The sequence below is a fragment of the Leucobacter sp. NPDC077196 genome (genome assembly GCF_040687075.1).
In the GTDB taxonomy this organism is placed as follows: Bacteria; Actinomycetota; Actinomycetes; order Actinomycetales; family Microbacteriaceae; genus Leucobacter.
In genome coordinates this window covers 139,181-156,993 of record NZ_JBFBML010000007.1, presented here as the reverse complement: position 1 = coordinate 156,993, position 17,813 = coordinate 139,181, and the positions used below count along the sequence as shown (strand labels likewise).

At 67.0% G+C, this 17,813-nt stretch carries 15 protein-coding genes; 6 read left to right on the top strand and 9 right to left on the bottom strand.

Translation table 11 applies throughout. The features are described from left to right. Window positions 1–666: 666 nt before the first annotated feature. The 4 genes from AB0O71_RS09445 to AB0O71_RS09430 all read left to right on the top strand — a co-directional run bounded on the left by AB0O71_RS09445 (window position 667) and on the right by AB0O71_RS09430 (window position 6,441). Window positions 667–2,019 (top strand): MFS transporter, encoded by a 1,353-nt coding sequence (locus tag AB0O71_RS09445; protein ID WP_363744605.1) that lies wholly within the window; start codon window positions 667–669, stop codon window positions 2,017–2,019. 160 nt (window positions 2,020–2,179) lie between these two features. After that, complete coding sequence (locus AB0O71_RS09440) at window positions 2,180–3,409, top strand: NAD(P)/FAD-dependent oxidoreductase (protein ID WP_363744602.1); 1,230 nt, start codon at window positions 2,180–2,182, stop codon at window positions 3,407–3,409. A gap of 249 nt (window positions 3,410–3,658) precedes the next feature. Beyond that, window positions 3,659–5,521: a phospho-sugar mutase gene (locus tag AB0O71_RS09435; RefSeq protein ID WP_363744600.1), complete on the top strand. Its 1,863-nt coding sequence runs from the start codon at window positions 3,659–3,661 to the stop codon at window positions 5,519–5,521. Continuing rightward, window positions 5,518–6,441 (top strand): ADP/ATP-dependent (S)-NAD(P)H-hydrate dehydratase, encoded by a 924-nt coding sequence (locus AB0O71_RS09430; RefSeq protein ID WP_363744598.1) that lies wholly within the window; start codon window positions 5,518–5,520, stop codon window positions 6,439–6,441. Before AB0O71_RS09435 ends, AB0O71_RS09430 begins: the two co-directional genes overlap by 4 nt. 2 nt (window positions 6,442–6,443) lie before the next feature. Here the strand turns inward: AB0O71_RS09430 and AB0O71_RS09425 are convergent, their stop codons facing one another. Beyond that, on the bottom strand, window positions 6,444–7,766 hold the full coding sequence (locus AB0O71_RS09425; protein ID WP_363744596.1) for a thymidine phosphorylase: 1,323 nt from the start codon (window positions 7,764–7,766) through the stop codon (window positions 6,444–6,446). Between the two features lie 22 nt (window positions 7,767–7,788). Further along, a complete protein-coding gene (locus tag AB0O71_RS09420; RefSeq protein ID WP_363744594.1) occupies window positions 7,789–7,971 on the bottom strand; it encodes a hypothetical protein in 183 nt (60 codons plus the stop codon). A gap of 396 nt (window positions 7,972–8,367) precedes the next feature. On the opposite strand from AB0O71_RS09420, the gene AB0O71_RS09415 reads away from it, so the two are divergent. Next, window positions 8,368–10,215: a sigma-70 family RNA polymerase sigma factor gene (locus AB0O71_RS09415; RefSeq protein WP_363744592.1), complete on the top strand. Its 1,848-nt coding sequence runs from the start codon at window positions 8,368–8,370 to the stop codon at window positions 10,213–10,215. On the opposite strand, the gene AB0O71_RS09410 is transcribed toward AB0O71_RS09415, so the two are convergent. From AB0O71_RS09410 to sdhC, 5 genes are read right to left on the bottom strand one after another with little or no spacing between them, the layout of a single operon-like run. Further along, window positions 10,205–11,164 carry a YhjD/YihY/BrkB family envelope integrity protein gene (locus AB0O71_RS09410; RefSeq protein WP_363744590.1) on the bottom strand — a complete coding sequence of 320 codons (960 nt, stop codon included), beginning with the start codon at window positions 11,162–11,164 and terminating at the stop codon, window positions 10,205–10,207. The two genes, AB0O71_RS09415 and AB0O71_RS09410, sit on opposite strands and share 11 nt — an antisense overlap. A 37-nt stretch (window positions 11,165–11,201) precedes the next feature. Beyond that, a complete protein-coding gene (locus AB0O71_RS09405) occupies window positions 11,202–11,969 on the bottom strand; it encodes a succinate dehydrogenase iron-sulfur subunit (protein WP_363744588.1) in 768 nt (255 codons plus the stop codon). A 3-nt stretch (window positions 11,970–11,972) separates the two neighbouring features. After that, entirely contained in the window at window positions 11,973–13,805 is a 1,833-nt protein-coding gene (sdhA, locus tag AB0O71_RS09400; RefSeq protein ID WP_363744586.1) for a succinate dehydrogenase flavoprotein subunit, read from the bottom strand. A gap of 51 nt (window positions 13,806–13,856) precedes the next feature. Next, the gene (locus AB0O71_RS09395; protein WP_363744584.1) at window positions 13,857–14,300 is read right to left on the bottom strand and encodes a succinate dehydrogenase hydrophobic membrane anchor subunit; all 444 of its coding nucleotides are present in this window, start codon (window positions 14,298–14,300) and stop codon (window positions 13,857–13,859) included. 17 nt (window positions 14,301–14,317) lie between these two features. After that, on the bottom strand, window positions 14,318–14,734 hold the full coding sequence (sdhC, locus tag AB0O71_RS09390) for a succinate dehydrogenase, cytochrome b556 subunit (RefSeq protein ID WP_363744582.1): 417 nt from the start codon (window positions 14,732–14,734) through the stop codon (window positions 14,318–14,320). 221 nt (window positions 14,735–14,955) lie between these two features. Here sdhC and AB0O71_RS09385 point away from each other — a divergent pair, with 221 nt between their 5' ends. Next, the gene (locus AB0O71_RS09385) at window positions 14,956–16,086 is read left to right on the top strand and encodes a mannose-1-phosphate guanylyltransferase (protein ID WP_363744580.1); all 1,131 of its coding nucleotides are present in this window, start codon (window positions 14,956–14,958) and stop codon (window positions 16,084–16,086) included. 37 nt (window positions 16,087–16,123) lie between these two features. On the opposite strand, the gene AB0O71_RS09380 is transcribed toward AB0O71_RS09385, so the two are convergent. Both AB0O71_RS09380 and AB0O71_RS09375 read right to left on the bottom strand, forming a co-directional pair. After that, the gene (locus AB0O71_RS09380; protein ID WP_363744578.1) at window positions 16,124–16,864 is read right to left on the bottom strand and encodes a hypothetical protein; all 741 of its coding nucleotides are present in this window, start codon (window positions 16,862–16,864) and stop codon (window positions 16,124–16,126) included. A 36-nt stretch (window positions 16,865–16,900) separates the two neighbouring features. Further along, complete coding sequence (locus AB0O71_RS09375; RefSeq protein WP_363744576.1) at window positions 16,901–17,707, bottom strand: GntR family transcriptional regulator; 807 nt, start codon at window positions 17,705–17,707, stop codon at window positions 16,901–16,903. Window positions 17,708–17,813 lie beyond the last annotated feature (106 nt).

Genomic DNA, 17,813 nt, shown 5'->3' with positions numbered 1-17,813 from the left:
CGAGCGATACCGGTTCGTGACCTTCACAGCGAAGCCCACCCTTGAAAGGTCATTAAAGTGCTGTATACGCCCGGATACTGTTCGCTGACCCGCTCGTCCGCTGATGTCGGGGGGGAAGCCCCCTCGATCGCGAGGTAGGAGGATATATGGCTTGGTTGATAGGTGTTGCGTGTATCGCTATAGGAATCTTCCTAGTCGACCGCATTCTTCTGTGGATGGAAACGCGTGGCTGGCTGTTCTATCGGAAGCGCAAACCAAAAGGAGGCGGGCCTGCACTGCTCGGTGTGGCAGCAGAGCTGTTCCAACCGACGCAACATTCAGCGGTTCAAGAGATTGAACGGCAGTCTCGGAAGCTCGACGATGCGAGCGATTCTGCTCCTCGAGAGGGACATCAAATACCGCCTCAAGAACACTAGGGCAAGCAAGCACTGAAGGCGCCGCGAGAATGGCATCTGCATGATCGCTCGACCCTGCTCCCGCGGCGACCGAACGAAGACACGCGGGCCAACGTAGAGCTCCATGTTCCGCACCCGAAGTATGAACTCGGTGCGGATCATGAGTATCATTGCGGAGTCCGCCACAAGCGGGCACGCCCGACGTCGCGCACTGAGCCCGATCCGGGTCTGAGCTGCTCGCACACACGCCATCCTTTTCGAAAGCCGCACTGTGTCAGCCACCACTTCCCTGCCCTCGACCCAGCCTCGCAACTCGCGCTCACGCGTGATCCTCGCGAGCCTCGTCGGCACCACCATCGAGTTCTACGACTTCTACGTCTACGCCACCGCGGCCGTGCTCGTGTTCCCGCACCTCTTCTTCCCGTCGGAGAACGAGACGACCGCGCTGCTCGCGTCGTTCGCGACCTTCGGCGCGGCCATGCTCGCCCGGCCGGTCGGCGCAATTTTCTTCGGCCACCTCGGCGACCGTCTCGGTCGCAAGACCACGCTCGTGGCCTCGCTGCTCACCATGGGCATCGCGACCTTCGCAATCGGCCTGCTGCCGACGCATTCTCAGATCGGCGTGTGGGCTGCCGTGCTACTGCTCATCATGCGCCTCGCGCAGGGCTTCGCGCTCGGCGGCGAGTGGTCGGGAGCGGCGCTCGTCGCCACCGAGAACGCCCCCGCGGGCAAGCGCGCCTGGTACGGAACGTTCCCCCAGCTCGGCGCGCCCATCGGGTTCATCATCGCGAACATGCTCTTCTACGTGATCAATCACCTGCTGGCCGATCCGGCGAACCCGGGTCAGCCTTCGGCAGCCTTCCTCGAGTGGGGATGGCGAATCCCGTTCCTCTTCTCCGCCTTCATGGTGATCGTCGGTCTCTGGGTGCGCCTCAAGCTCGTCGAGTCGCACGCGTTCGAGCAGGCCAAGCAGTCGGGCGGCGTGAAGCGCATGCCGATCGCGGAAGCCTTCAAGTTCCACTGGAAGGGGCTGATTCTCGGCACCTTCGCGATGCTCGCGACCTACGTGCTCTTCTACCTGATGACCTCGTACACGCTCACCTACGGCACGCGCCCGACCGACGCTGAGGTGCCCGGGGCCGGCTACACCTACAACGCGTTCATCCTGATGCTGGTGTTCGGAGTCGTGTTCTTCGGCATCTTCACCCTCGTCTCGGGCCCCCTCGCCGATCGCTTCGGCCGCCGCAAGACGCTGCTCGTCGTGACCGGCGCGATCGTGCTGTTCGGTCTGCTCTTCGTGCCGATGCTCGGTGGGGGAAGCACGCCGATGGTGATGTTCTTCCTCGCGCTCGGCTTCACCCTCATGGGTCTGACATTCGGGCCGATGGGCGCGTTCCTGCCCGAGATGTTCCCCACGAACGTGCGATACACCGGCTCGGCCGTGGCGTACAACATGTCGTCGATCCTCGGTGCCGCGCTCGCGCCGATCGTCGCCGTGTGGCTCTGGGGTCTCGCCGATGGCAGCCCGCTGCTCGTCGGCCTGTACCTCTCGGGCGCCGGCCTCATCACCTTCGTGTCACTGCTGCTCACGAAGGAGACGAAGGACGTCGACATCGACGCCTGATATCCCCCGTCGGCAGGGCCCGCGCGCATTCGTCGTCCACGATGCGCGCGGGCCCTCGTCATTGCACGACGACCCGGGCGACTGTACAGTGAGCGACACACCACTGAACACATCGTTCAGCCGCGGTTATGCGCGAACCGGGTTCGAGGAGGAACAGGGAATGGACATCGTCGTCATCGGGGCTGGTCTCGCCGGCCTCACCGCCGCCTGGGAGCTCGAGAAGTCAGGTCATCGGTGCACCGTACTCGAGGCGAAGGATCGCGTAGGCGGGCGGACGTGGTCGCAGCGTCTGGGCAACGGTGAGATCACGGAGCGAGGCGGGGAGTACATCTTCCCCACGGAGTTCCCCATTCGGAGGCTCGCCGCAGAGCTGGGCGTTCCCATCCTCTCGCACAACGTGCGGTACGGTCGTCGCACCGTCGACGGCCGTGTCATCAGCTTCGCCGAACTCGGCGATACGGTGGCGCGGGTGTCGACAACGCTCAGCGACATGATCGCCGACGGCGAATCGCGGGTATCGCTCGAGCGCGCGTTTGCAGAGGCGCTGGGTGCAGAGTACCGACTGGACCCCGTCTACCGCCGCACCACAACCTCGGCGGCAGCCGATCCGAACCGCATCAGCGCCGCGGCGGTGCTGCTGCACGAGTCGTCGACGACTGGCGGGTACATCGAAGACGGCGGCCGTCTGGTCGGAGGCAATCAGGGCCTGTCGATCGAGATCGCTCGCCGCATGAGCGATCGCGTACGCCTCGAGCATCCGGTCTCAGCGCTCGACCAGACCTCGAACGGTGTGCAGGTCACGCTCACCGATGGCGAACGCATCGATGCGGATGCCGCGGTGCTCGCGGTGCCGTTTCCCGTGTTGCGCGCCCTCGACCTCGGCTTCGCCCTTCCCGAAGCGCAGCAGCGCGCCCTCGATCACCGGTTCATGGCCGTCGCGGCGAAGCTCGGTGTGCCGATCGCGCGCGTCGATGACGATATCGCGCTGCAGAACCCCGCTCACACCTGGTGGTCTTGGCGGTCGCTCTCCTCGGACGGCGAGCACCGGATCAACGCGCTCTCATCCTTCGCCGGCGGCCCGTTCGCACTCGAAGCGCTCGACGTCGCTTCGGGGCCGGTTGGCTGGGTACGCGCGCTGCAGCAGATGCGACCGGAGCTCGAGATCGACGGGGAGGTGCTCCTCACGACGTGGGAGGATGACCCGTTCACCCGCGGGTCGTACACCGCCGCCGGCCTCGACTGGGAAGCGGCGGATGCGCGCGCCTTCGAGAACACCGCGGGGCGCGTGGCGATCGCGGGCGAGCACACCGGGCTCGCCCAGTCGCTCTCGGGAGCCGTGGCCTCCGGGTATCGCGCCGCCGCCGCGCTGCATCAGCACTTGGCGGCCTGAACGCTTAGCGCTCGCAGGTGCAGCGCTGATCCTTCGAGAATTCGGCGAGCGCTTCTTCAATATGCAGACCGCACCCCGACCACGTCACTTTGTTGCACGTGGAACAACGGACCGGTGAGCACATGGGGCTTCCTCTCGACAGATGCGTTCGAGACCCGAACGCATCCCACCATCATCGCACGGCGGCATGACTCCAGCCCGGGAGTGGTAGCTTGAAACCGGCATGACCAGGGGAAGGGAGACGCCGCGATGGCATCATCCGAGACAGCATCTCCGCGGAAGGCGCGCGCCGCTGCCGCGCCTCGCGACACGGGCACCGACGACGCAGCGACGCCCGCGCACCTCGCCGAGGTGATCGCGGTGGCGACGGCCTGGGCCGACGCCGACATCGATGCGAGCACCCGCGCCGAAGCGCGCGCGCTCATCGAACGGTCGTCCCGCGGCGACGACGCGGCCATCGCCGAGCTCACCGCGGCATTCAGCGGCCGACTCGCCTTCGGCACTGCGGGTCTCCGCGGGCGGATCGGTGCCGGCCCCATGCGCATGAACCGGGTGGTCGTCTCGCAAACCTCCGCAGGATTCGCGGCATACCTCTGGGAGGAGGCCAGGCGACGCGGATCCCGCGACGCTCCCTCCGTGGTTATCGGATACGACGGTCGCATCGGCTCGACGATCTTCGCGCGCGATGCAGCCGAAGTCATGAGCGGCGCGGGCATCGCGGCGTACCTGCTGCCCGAGGCTGGCCCCACCCCGCTCACCGCATTCGCAGTGCGCCACCTGGATGTCTCGGCCGGGATCATGATCACCGCGAGCCACAACCCACCGCGCGACAACGGGTACAAGGTATATCTCGGCGACGACGATGCCGGATCGCAGATCGCTCCTCCCACCGACGCCGCGATCGCTGCGCACATCGAACGCGTCGCCGCGACCCCGGTGGCCGAGATCCGCCGCGCTCATGGCTATTCGGTTCTCGGCAGCGGTGTCGCCGACGCCTACGTGTCGGAAACCTCGGCCGCCGTGCTCGCGGGCCTGCCCCAGCGAGTCGAATCGCCGGGCGTCGCGATCGGCACCGACACGGACCTCCGGGTCGTCTACACCGCGATGCACGGAGTGGGCGCCGAGCTCGCGCAGCGCGTCTTCCTCTCCTCGGGGCTGCCGCGGGTGACACCGGTGCGCGAACAGCTGGCGCCCGACGGCAACTTCCCCACCGTCGACTTCCCGAACCCTGAGGAGCCGGGAGCCCTTGACCTCTCGTACCGCACCGCACGAGCGGTGAACGCCGACCTGATCGTGGCGCACGATCCTGACGCGGATCGCCTCGCGCTCGCCGCCCCGCACCCCTCAGAGGCGTCGGGGTACCGGCGCCTCACGGGCAACGAGCTCGGCCTCCTGCTCGGGTGGCGCGCCGCTGAACGGGCGGCCGCGCGCGCCGAGCAGCGCCAGGTTCCCGTGAGCGGCGCACTCGCCTGCACGATCGTCTCCTCCCCCGTGCTGCGGGCCGTCGCCGACGCGTACGGCTTCGAGTACGCGGAGACGCTCTCGGGATTCAAATGGGTCTCCCGTGTTCCCGGCCTTGTCTTCGGGTTCGAGGAGGCGCTCGGGTATCTCATTCATCCAGCGGTGGTGCGCGATAAGGACGGCATATCGGCGAGCGCAGACGCCATCGCGATGGTTCGGGAGCTCGCGTCAGAGGGACGCACGATCTGGGATCGGCTCGATGAGGCCAGCGAGCGCTTCGGCCACTTCGCGAGCGGTCAAGTGACCCTTCGCCTTGCCTCGATGGCCGCCGCGTCCGCACTCACGGCACGGGTGCGCGCGCAGCCGCCGCAGCACTTCGGCGCGACGGCGGTCATCGAAACGCGTGACCTGCAAGAGCCCGGCGCAGCGGAGGTTCCCGCCGACGTGCTCCGGTACGATCTCGCCGACGGCTCCCGCGTTATGATCCGCCCCAGCGGCACCGAGCCCAAGTTGAAGGTGTATCTGGATACGTTCAGCGACGTCGGCGCAGCGGCTGAGCGGCGCGCAACGGCAGAGCGTGCCCTCGGAGACCTCGAGCGCTCGGTTCGGCAGTACCTGGAGGCGTTGCAGACGGAAGCGCGCTCAGCGTGACCGAGAGTTGGACGGCCCAGGACGCGGCTTCGATGCTGCGCCCGCCCGGCCCGCGCGACGACAAGTATCGGCGGGGCGTGCTCGGGGTGCGCACCGGCGCAGCGCACTATCCCGGCGCCGCCGTACTCGGTGTGACCGCTGCGTGGCGCGCCGGCGTCGGTATGCTGCGCTACGTGCCGCCCGTCGATGATGCTGCCCCTCCATTCGGACTGCCAACACCCGCCGCGGCGGTGCTCGCAGCGCGGCCGGAGACCGTTCTCGGGCCTCCCACCGGCAGACCCTGCGACGCCTGGGTGATGGGCTCGGGCACCGACGCGGCAACGCGCTCGGCGGCGGAACTCGGCGAATTGCGGACGCTCCTCGCTGGCGACGCACCGCTCGTGATCGACGCAGGGGCGCTCGAGCTCGTGACTGCGGGCGCGGATCGCTCGGCGCCCGTGATCCTCACGCCCCACGGCGGCGAGTTCGAACGGCTGTGGCGATCAGCGCAGCTCGGTGACCTTCCCGATGACTGGGACTCGCGCGGCATCGATCCGGCACCACGCGGCGTGGCCGCCGCACGCCTTGCGGCAGCCCTCGACGCGACAGTGCTGCTCAAGGGTTCGGTCACCGTGTGCGCATCGCCCAGAGGCCGGGTGCTCAGTGCCGGGCCGGCGACTCCCTGGCTCGCGAGCGCGGGTACCGGCGATGTGCTCGCGGGGATTCTCGGAGCGCTCGTCGCGGGAAGATCCGCTGAGGTTCACGATGATCCCGACCTGCTCGCGCGCCTCGGTGCAACCGCCGCACTGCTGCACGATCACGCCGCACGGCACGCTGCAGACGACCCGCGGGCCGACGGTTCGGGGCACCCCATCACCGCCGCAGACGTAGCAGCCGCGATTCCCCAGGCCTTCGCCGAGCTCGTCTCGCAGCGCGGCTGACCCTACGCTTCGCGCGCGCACTCCTCGGCGGTGATGCGTCCAGCCACGAGCGGGCGCGGATCGGGCGCCGCCTCGCCGAGTTCGACCGCCCCGCGCAGTGCATCCACGCCGCGCGCCATCCGACCGGCATGGTCGCACGCCGCGATGAACATCGGGTCGCCGGCCGTGACCCGGTCCCCCGGGCGTACGAGCACCTCGACACCGGCAGCATGATCGACCGGATCGCCCGGTCGAGCTCGCCCGGCTCCCAGGCGCCACGCACCCACGCCCACCGCTCGCGCATCGACCCGCTGCACGGTGCCGTCGGACTCGGCCCGCACCGTCTCGTACTCACGGGCCTCGGGAAGCGCCGCGTACGGATCGCCGCCCTGGGCTGCGATCAGACGTCGCCAGGCGTCCATCGCCCGGCCGTCCTGCAGCGCCGGGGCGGGATCGACGTGCGGCATCCCGGCTAGCCCGAGCATCTCCCGCGCCAGCGCCAGGGTGAGTTCGACGACATCGCTCGGACCGCCCCCGGCGAGCACCTCGACCGACTCGCGCACCTCGTTCGCATTCCCCACCGCCCGACCCAGCGGGGCGTCCATGTCCGTGAGCAGCGCCACGGTCTGCAGACCAGAGTCTTCTCCGAGACGCACCATCGTGGTAGCGAGCTCGCGCGCGTCCGTGACGGCGGGCAGAAAGGCTCCGGATCCGAATTTGACGTCGAGCACGAGTCCGCCCGCACCCTCAGCGATCTTCTTGCTCATGATCGATGATGCGATGAGCGGCACGGCCGCGACGGTGCCGGTCACGTCTCGGAGCGCGTACATCTTGCGATCCGCGGGCGCGAGGCCGGTGCCCGCAGCGCAGATGACGCCGCCGATATCGGTGAGCATCGCCAGCATCTCGTCGTTGGAGAGGGAAGCCCGCCACCCCGGAATGGACTCGAGCTTGTCGAGCGTGCCGCCGGTGTGACCGAGCCCGCGCCCCGAGAGCTGCGGCACGGCGACGCCGAGCGAAGCCAGCAGTGGCACCAGCGGCAGGGTGATCTTGTCGCCGACACCGCCGGTCGAGTGCTTATCGATCGCCGGGCGGCCCAGACCGGTGAAATCCATGCGCTCGCCGCTCGCGATCATGGCTTCGGTCATGGCCCGAATCTCATCGCGCTCCATGCCCTGAATCATGACGGCCATGAGCAGTGCGCTCATCTGCTCGGGAGCCACCACGCCGCGTGTGAATGCGTCGACGAGCCAGGAGATCTCACCTGGCTCGAGTGCACGCCCGAAACGCTTCGCAGTGATGAGATCGACGACGTCGTGCGGCTCGACCGCGCGCTGCTGCTTCATAGCTCCAGCGTAGACCTCCCGGTCAGCCGACAGACGTGCGGCGCCGCGCCCATGTGCTGCCCAGCACTGCAGTGCCGAACGCGAGCGCGGCGCCGACGCAGAGCAGCACTTCGGCCGATGATTCTGTGGCTGGCCGGTCGAACTGCGCAGTAATGGGGGACGCTGCGGCGAGCACAGCGACGAGTGCGCATCCGATCGCGATCAAGACCGCCGCAGCGGTGGTGATGGTTCGACTCCGGGGCGAGCGTCGGTGTGCAGGCGTCGAATAGTGTGGCAATTTCAACCTCGGGGTACTGAGTGCACTGGGCGGGTGAGTGAGTGGAATCTGTTGGGTGGAATTGTGCAAGCGCTCGGCTCCCGCTCTGGGGTACTTCAAGTGGGGAGCGAACGGGAACCGAGCTCACAGATGACACCGGAGATCGATCGAAACGTGACGCGCGTTTGAGTGAATTTCTGCAGAGAATCTTTTGAGGTTCGGAATTTGCGAAGAATCGGCGCATACTAGACGGCGGGGAGTTCACCGCGCGACGTGTGCGGCGAGGTGGAGACGCTGCACGCTGTTTTCGTTCACGGGGGTACCACGAGTACGGAGGGCACCCCGATGCATGACGCAGCGAACGCTGATCGTTCAGACGCCGAATTACTCGACATCGTACGTGCGGGCGATCCGTCGGCTTTTGCGCTGCTCTGGCAACGTCATAGCCGTGCCGGTCGCACTGCGGCGCGACACATGAGCTCCGCGTCCCACGCTGACGACATTCTCTCGGAGGCGTACCTGCGCATCTTCGAACTCGTGCTCACCGGTCGGGGGCCGCGCGGGGCCTTTCGCCCGTACCTGTACCGAACCATACGCTCCATCGCCGCCGATCGCTGGAGCTCGCCGGAGGAATCGAGCGACGACCTCGACCATGTTCCCGACCTCACTGAGGCGGGCCCGTGGGAGGACGGCGCGTTCGACCGCAATGCCGCCGCGCGAGCGTTCGGGAGCCTCAATGAACGGTGGCAGGCCGTGCTCTGGTACACCGAGGTCGAAGGGATGCCGCCCCGCGAAGTCGCGAAGATTCTCGGCCTCTCGGCCAATGCCGTCTCCGCGCTCGCGAAGCGCGCTCGTGAAGCGCTGCAATCGGCATGGGTGGAAGTCCATGTCGATCGCGAACTGCGCCACGCGGAGTGCCGCACGACGCTCGATCACCTCCAGCGCTACCAGCGGGGCAAGCTCACTGCTGCGGCGAGCCGTGCCGTGTCAGCGCACCTAGATTCGTGCGACGACTGCGCTCGCGCTGCCGCCGAGTTCGCAGCTCTCAACCGCCAGCTTGCCCTGGTGCTCGTCGGGATCCTGCTCGGCGGCGGCACGACGTTCGGTTTTCTCGGCGGCTCCGGTGCCGCGACGCCGGCGACGGCAGCCGGCTTCGCCGACGGTGCGCCAGCCGGTAGCAGCGGGAGCGAGGTGGCCGGGCCGGGCAGTTCCGGTGGGAGCCCTCCCGGCGGCGCTGCCTCGGGCTCTGCCGGCGGATCGGTGACTGCAGGAACAGTGACCGGAGGCATCCTCGGCGGCGTCTCGGGAACCCTGCTCCTCGCTGCCGCAACGGCGGCAGCCCTCGTGGTCGGTGGTGGAGCCCTCTACCTGTCGCGAGCCGCCGATGCATCGAGCAACTCGGAGATTGTCGCCACGCCGTCCCTCGTGCCCGAATCCGAAGCGGAGGCGCAGGACCCAACCGCTGAAGACCAGAGCGAGCGGGGATCCGAGGAGAGTGCGGAAGAGAGCGCCGAGGATCGCGCAGAGCAGACCGCAGACGAATCGCGCAGCGGTGCGGCCGGTGATGACGCTCACGAGGTCGTCAAAATTCCGTTGGACTCGCCTCGCTCGGACCCGAGCGGACGAACACCGAGCAGCCCGGCGGGCGAAGATGGCGGAGATGGCGACGATCCCGATCATCCAGCGAGCCCGCAGCCGGGCCTGAATCCGATTCCGGATCCGCAACCCGCGCCGGAACCGCAGCCAGATCCCGAACCGCAGCCGGAACCGCAGCCAGATCCCGAACCGCAGCCGCAGCCGGAACCAGAACCGCAACCGGAGCCGATCCCGGAGCCAGACCCGCAAGACGAGGGAGATCCGTCACTGACGCCGATCGACCCGAGGTGGGCGCGTTGCAGCGACGGCAGCGTCTACATCGAGGGGCGCTCGGCGCTGCTCGGCGCGCTGGTGTTCGCGCGGGTGGTGCACGCCGGTCAGGTCACCGAGCATCCGGAGCAGATGCAGGTGCTCGGCGACGCCCGTTGGTATTCGAGCTCCCCCGTCTTCCTCCCCGGAACGGAAACGGGCGCCGCCGGGGCGACTCTCGAGATTCAGTTGCGGCTAGCCGACGGTCGGGCGTCTCCCTGGACGCAGTTTCCGCTCGAAGCGATGAATGAGCTCGACGCGCCTCCGGCTCAGTGCATCATTCGATAGCCTCATCAGTCGGGCGACCCAGCTCGGGGTTGAGACCCGTCACGATCCACGACGACGTCAGCAGCAGCGTGCGGCAGATGAGATTGAACCAGAGCAGCAACCCGGCGAAGACGGCGAACGTAGCGAGGAGCGGGTTGCTCGTCGCGCCCCCGATGAGCACACCGCCCAACATCTTGAGGCCCAACATGACCAGCGCCCCAAGGCCGCAGCCGATGACCAGACGCCATCGAGGTACGCGCACCTCGGCCAGAAAGCGGTGCATGGCGATCAGCAGCACGATATCGAAGAGGTATACCGCGGCGTAGCGCAGGACGGTGCCGAGTGTGCCCACGAACCAGTTTCCATGATCCGCGCCGATCCAGGAGAGAAACTGATCGGCGAGGTTGGAGCTGAGTACGGTGAGCACCGCCGAAACGAGTATCGCCGCGAAGAACACGATCGCGAGCACGAAGTCACGCAGTTTCAGCAGCACCGGGTTGCGATAGAGGCGCACTTCGAGACCGAAGATGATGCGGATCGAGCGCCGTGTTCCTGTGAACCAGTTCAGCGCGACCCACACCAGCACGAGCCCAGCGATGATGCTCGACCAGTCGAATGCGCGAGCGCTCATCAGCTCGTCGATCGATACCGCTCCCCCGGATCCGACAAGCCCGGGAATGAAGAGGTTGATCTGGGCGATCACCGTTTCGAGCAGTTCCGGCCGGCCGCGCAGCACGATGCCAAAGATGCCGAACCCGAGCCAGAGCGCCGCGAACACTGCGAAGAGTGCCTGGTAGCTCATGCCGCCCGACAGCACGATCCCTCCGACGTCGGAGAAGTGCATGTAGGTGCGCACGGGCCGGAGCCGCTGCGCCCATTGCCACCGCCGCATGCCGCGCTCGACGACCTCGGAAACGCGCGTCGCCCCGGAATCCTCCACGTGATCGGAGGAGTTCCGGGGCGACGTCATTCAGCCACTGTAACCGAGGGGGAAACCCCGGGGCGCGTTACGCGACCTTGCCGGTGCGGATCGCTGCCTTGACCTCGGCGATGGCCTTGGTGACCTGGATGCCGCGGGGGCAGGCGTCGGTGCAGTTGAAGGTGGTGCGGCAGCGCCACACTCCCTCGGTGTCGTTCAAGATGTCGAGGCGGACCTCGGCGTTCTCATCGCGTGAATCGAAGATGAAGCGGTGCGCATTCACAATCGCTGCGGGCCCGAAGTACTGCCCGTCCGTCCAGAACACCGGGCAGCTGGTCGTGCACGCCGCGCAGAGGATGCACTTCGTCGTGTCGTCGAAGCGCTCGCGATCCTCGATCGTCTGCAGGCGCTCCTTGCCGCCCTCGGGAGTCGAGTTCGCGACGAGGAACGGCTGCACCTCGCGGAATGACGCGAAGAAGGGCTCCATGTCGACGATGAGGTCCTTCTCGAGGGGCAGGCCCTTGATCGCCTCGACGTAGATCGGCTTCGAGATGTCGAGATCCTTGATCAGGGTCTTGCAGGCGAGGCGGTTACGGCCGTTGATGCGCATGGCATCCGACCCGCAGATGCCGTGCGCGCAGGAGCGCCGGAACGAGAGCGTTCCGTCCTGATCCCACTTGATGCGGTGCAGGGCGTCGAGAATTCGGTCCGTCGGGTACATCTCGACGTCGAAGTCCTCCCAAAAAGCATCGCGCCCCGACTCGGGATCGAAACGGCGAATCAGCAGGGTCACCGTGAAGGGCTTCGGTGCTTCCGGAGCCTCGGCGGTGGGAGCTTCAGCGGTTGCAGTGCTCATGACCTAGTACTTCCTCTCCAGCGGCGGGTAGCGCAACTCGCCTTCATCGTTCTTGGTGAAAACGACCGGCTTCCAGTCCAGGCGAATGTGATCGTCGGGGTCGGCCGAGTGCGGGTCACCCGATAGATACGCCATCGTGTGCTGCATGTAGTTCTCGTCGTCGCGATCCGGGTAGTCGTCTCGCATGTGCCCACCGCGGCTCTCCTTGCGGTTTCGAGCCGTGTACGTGAGCACCTCTGCGAGGTCGAGCAGGAACCCGAGCTCGATCGCTTCGAGCAGATCCGTGTTGTATCGCTTGCCGCGATCCTGCACGCCGACGTTGATGTATCGCAGGCGCAGGTCGTTGATCACGCCGAGCACCTCGGTGAGCGACTCCTCGGTGCGGAACACCTGAGCTCCGCGGTCCATGGCCTCCTGCAGTTCGCGACGCAGATCGGCGACGCGCTCCGTACCGGTTCCGTTGCGGAAGCCCTCGACCATTTCGCGAACCATCTTCGCAGGATCCTCGGGAAGCGGAACGAAATCAACGGTCTGCGCGTAATCGGCCGCGTTATTGCCCGAGCGCTTGCCGAAGACGTTGATGTCGAGCAGCGAGTTGGTGCCGAGTCGGTTTGAACCATGCACGGACACGCAGGCGCACTCGCCCGCGGCGTACAAACCGGGCACGACGGTGGTGTTGTCGGAGAGCACCTCGGCGTCGTTGTTCGTCGGGATGCCGCCCATGGCGTAGTGAGCCGTTGGGAACACGGGAACGGGCTCGGTCACCGGGTCGACGCCCAGATAGGTGCGCGCGAACTCCGTGATATCCGGCAGCTTGGTCTCGAGCACCTCTGCTCCCAGGTGGGTGCAGTCGAGGTAGACGTAGTCCTTGTGCGGGCCGGCGCCGCGGCCGTCGAGCACTTCCTGCACCATGGAGCGCGCCACGATGTCTCGCGGAGCGAGGTCCTTGATGGTGGGTGCGTACCGCTCCATGAATCGCTCGCCGGAGGCGTTGCGCAGAATTGCTCCCTCGCCTCGGGCTCCCTCGGTGAGCAGGATCCCGAGCCCGGCGAGGCCGGTGGGGTGGAACTGGTAGAACTCCATGTCTTCGAGCGGCAAACCCTGGCGCCACACGATGCCCACGCCGTCGCCGGTCAAGGTGTGCGCGTTCGAGGTCGTCTTGAAGATCTTGCCGAACCCGCCGGTGGCGAACACGATCGACTTCGCCTGGAAGACGTGCAGATCGCCCGTCGAGAGCTCGTAGGCCACGACGCCGGAGGGCTTGCGGACTCCGTCGACCTCGGTCATCACGAGATCGAGCACGTAGTACTCGTTGAAGAAGTTGACGCCGAGCTTGACGCAGTTCTGGAAGAGCGTCTGCAGGATCATGTGGCCCGTGCGGTCGGCGGCGTAGCAGGCACGGCGCACTGCGGCCTTGCCGTGATCGCGCGTGTGCCCGCCGAAGCGGCGCTGGTCGATCTTTCCCTCAGGTGTGCGGTTGAAGGGCAGTCCCATGTTCTCGAGGTCGATGACCGCGTCGATGGCTTCCCGCGCCAGAATCTCGGCCGCGTCCTGGTCGACGAGGTAGTCGCCGCCCTTGACCGTGTCGAAGGTGTGCCACTCCCAGTTGTCTTCCTCGACGTTCGCGAGCGCCGCGGCCATACCGCCCTGCGCCGCACCCGTGTGCGAACGCGTCGGGTAGAGCTTCGTGATCACCGCGGTCTTAGCCTTCGGGCCGGCCTCGATCGCGGCTCGCATGCCGGCGCCACCGGCGCCGACGATGACGACGTCGAACTGGTGATAAGTGACGCCGTCCTTGACGGTGACGTCTTCGCCCTGATGGGTGTCTGTGGTCACGTGAATCCTATTCTTCGTTTCGAAATCTGTTGCTGCTGCTGCGCGCGGAGATTACGGCGTCGGGCAGAACGACGCCACAAGTGCCGGGTCTGCGCCCGCGGGGCAGGGGTCGAGCGTGTAGATCACGATGGTGCCGAGCAGGATGAGCAGTGTGGCCGAGAGGAACAGCGCGACCTTGAACCCCTTGGCGAGGCGCGGGCGAACGACGTAGTCGTTCACAATGGTGCGCATGCCGTTCGCGCCGTGGATGAGCGCCAGCCAGAGGAGCAGGGTGTCCCACACCTTCCAGAACGGCTGCGAGAGCTTGCCGCCGACGAATCCGAAGTCGATGGCGTGCACGCCATCGCCGATCATGAGGTTCGAGAAGAGGTGGCCGAATACGAGCACGATGAGCAGAACGCCCGAAACGCGCATGTAGATCCAGCCCCACTTCTCCCAGTTCGTGCGCTTCTTCGCCGGCGCCTTCGAGCGCGGGGCATCAATGGTCAGTGACATGTCTGTTCTCCCCGCGCTCAGTGACCGAATACGTTCATCAGGTGACGCGGCAGGAAGCCGGCCATCGTTACCGCCCAGAGCCCCATGACCACCCAGAACATGGTGCGCTGGTACTTCGCGCCCTTGCTCCAGTAGTCGACGAGGATGATACGAACGCCGTTGTACGCATGGAAGACGATCGCCGCTACCAGCACCGCCTCGCCGAGACCCATCACGGGCGTCTTGTACGTGCTCATCACGGCGTTGTACGCCTCGGGGCTGACCCGCACGAGGGCGGTGTCGAGCACGTGCACGAGCAGGAAGAAGAAGATGGAGACACCCGTGATGCGGTGCAGCACCCAGGACCACATTCCCTCATTACCGCGGTAGAGGGTGCCGCCGGGGCGAACCTTCTTCCTCGCCACGGGTGCGGCTGCTGCCGTTTGGGCTGACACGGGCTTCCTCCTTCGTCGGGCTTCGCCGAGAGACACCCGGCGGCTGACATAGCCATCTCGCCATGCGCGGGAACTCCCGTCACAACGCATGGCTGAGAATCCACTGCGGAACCATTATGACACCTTTCGCGAGCGCTCCTGCACGCTCTCGCTGGCCGGCTGAGGCGTGCTTTCATCTGATGATTGGCTGCTCAACTCGGGCCGCGCAGTAGGCTGAACGCATGACCGAGAGCTCTGCGCGCATCCCAGCCATTGAACGCCTGACGTGCGTGATTCCGGCGGGCGGCGTGGGGTCCCGACTGTGGCCGCTCTCGCGAGCGAATGCCCCCAAGTTCCTCCTCGACCTCACCGGGTCGGGAGACTCCCTGCTCCGGGCGACGTGGGATCGACTCGCTCCGCTCGTGCCGGCGGAGCGCACCATGGTGGTGACGGGCATCTCGCACCGCGACTCCGTTGCGGAGCAGCTGCCCGAGCTGCTCGGCGAGAACCTCGTCACCGAGAGCGAGCCGAAGGACTCGTCGGCGGCCATCGGTCTCGCGGCCGCGATCCTGGAACTGCGCGACCCCGACGCGATCCTCGGGTCGTTCGCGGCGGACCACGTGATCCGTGGCGACGTGCTCTTTCAGCGCGCGGTGACCACGGCGGTGCAGGCCGCGGATCAGGGATACATCGCCACGATCGGCATCCACCCCTCGCACCCCGCGACCGGCTTCGGGTACATCTCGACGGGTGATGCGCGCCGAGACCTGGCGCCTTTCGACGTGTACGACGTGACGGAGTTCGTCGAGAAGCCCGACGCCGCGCAGGCCGAGGGCTACCTCGCCGACGGCGGGTACCTGTGGAATGCAGGCATGTTCATCGCACGCGCGTCGGTGCTGCTCGAGCAGATGGCCCTACAGCAGCCCACCCTCGTCGCATCGCTGAGGGAGATCGCCGCCGCCTGGGACACGGAGCGCGGCGCCGACGTGCGGGAGCGTCTGTGGCCGACCCTGCCGAAGATCGCCATCGATTACACGGTCGCCGAGCCCGCTGCAGCGGCCGGCAAGATGGTGTGCGTCGCCGCGCACTTCGACTGGGATGACGTGGGCGACTTCGCATCGGTCGCGAACCTGCTGACCCGGGGGCGCGGCAGTGATCTGGCGGTGCTGGGCGACGGCGCCCAGGTGCTCTCCGACGCCTCGAGCGGCATCGTCGTCTCCGAGAGCAGCCGGCTCGTCGCGCTCGTCGGCGTCGAGGACGTTGTCGTCGTCGACACCGCGGATGTGCTGCTGGTGACGTCGAAGAGCCGGGCCCAGGATGTGAAGAACCTCGTCAGTCGCATGAAGGTCACCGGCGGCGGGCACCTGCTGTAGCCAGCGGGAAGCCGGACCGCTAGCGCTGAAGCTGAAGCTACGCCGCGACCACGAGCGAGAACGGGTAGCGCTGGGACGACAGCACGCGCACCGCGGATCCCGAGCTTCGCAGCGCAGCCAACCCGTCTTCGGGATCGGCACCCGGATAGCGGTCGCCGGTTTCGAAGTCGGGGTCGTTCGACAGCACGACGCGGCCGTTCGCGTTCACCAGCGTGACCCCCGAATGCCCGTCGAACACCGAGAGCAACGCATCCTCGAGCGACGAGACGAGCACATCGGCGCAGACGACCCCCCAGAAGTCACCCCCGACGAGCACCGGGACGGCCGAGGTAATGGTGACCTCGTTCGAGCACAGGTAGTCGACGAACGGCCCCGCGACATGGCGGTCACCCGTAGCCTCGGGTACTCGATACCACTCGAGACGCATGAGGTCGATGGCGGCCTGCCCGGGCCCGAACGTCGACGATGCGAGCAGTGCCCGGTCGCGGCCCTGCCACCACGCGAGCGGATTGCCCTCTGCGACGAGATCTTCACTCGCGCAGAATCCAGCGCCGTAGAGCGGGCGCCCCTCGGTATCGAGCACGCGGTGCGCACCGGGCTCGACGATCACGGCGAGCTGACCGCCCGTCAACGGGCCGCGCTCCGACTGGCGACGGAGCACTGACGTGAGTTCCGGAACCCACCTGTCGAGTGGCGCGAAGACGCCATCGAAAAAGTCGTCGACGTGGCGCAATGCCACGTGAAGCGGGGCGTCTGCAGTATGGGGCGCGGCAGTCACAGGACTCTCTTCCTCTTCTTCGAGGTCGCCGAAGAGTCACCCCTCCCGACGACGCGCTTCCAGTGTGCCACGAAGATCGGTCTCGTGCGGGGCCGCGATCAACTCGGTTCTCAGGCCGACGAGCCAGCGGGTCGACGCTCGGACCGATTCACGAATGGCGGATCGCGCTGCATCGATGTCACGCGCCCGTGTCGCTCGGATCTGCGCCATGAGCGCTTCCTGAGTCGACGCGCGGGCCTGTGCGTCGAGATCCTGCAGGGCGAGCAGCGGAGTGAACTCCGTCTGCACGCGCACGTGCTCGGTGGTGAGACGTACCGACTGGCTGAGCGCAGCGAGCTCCAGCTGGATCTCAGTGACTCTGCGGCGCCAGGCGATGCGATCGAGGTCACGGGCCCGTTCGATCACGGCGGCCACGACGTCGATCTCACCCGACGTCGCACGTTGACAGGCGTACTCGGCACAGGCACAGCAAACGGCCTCGTAGTGCACGGCGAGGTCGGCGAGCGCAACGCGCGGCATCGCCTGCAGCGCTCGCGCATTGACCTCTTCGACCGATCCGTGACTCGGACGAACGAAGCTGCCGCCGTTGCGACCCCGCCGAGTCTCGATGAGACCGCGATGACGCAGTCCGCTCAGCGCTTCTCGAACCGTGACGACCGCAACTCCCAGCAATGCCGAGAGCTCGGTCTCGCTCGGCAACCGCTCGCCTTCGGTGAAGGCGCCGACCGAAATGGCTTGAACGATGCGCGACTCGACCAGCTCGATTCGGCCCTCGTCGCCGATCGGCGCGAGTGCCGCAGTGCGCAGGCGACTCGGGGGCGCGGACGGCATCTGAGCGCTCACCGTGATCCTCCGATTCTCACGAACGTACCGAGTGTTGCACGTCGCGACTGAGATTTCGCCGCCGCCACTCCGTGACCAAACCGTGACCGAAGATTGGGATCATCCG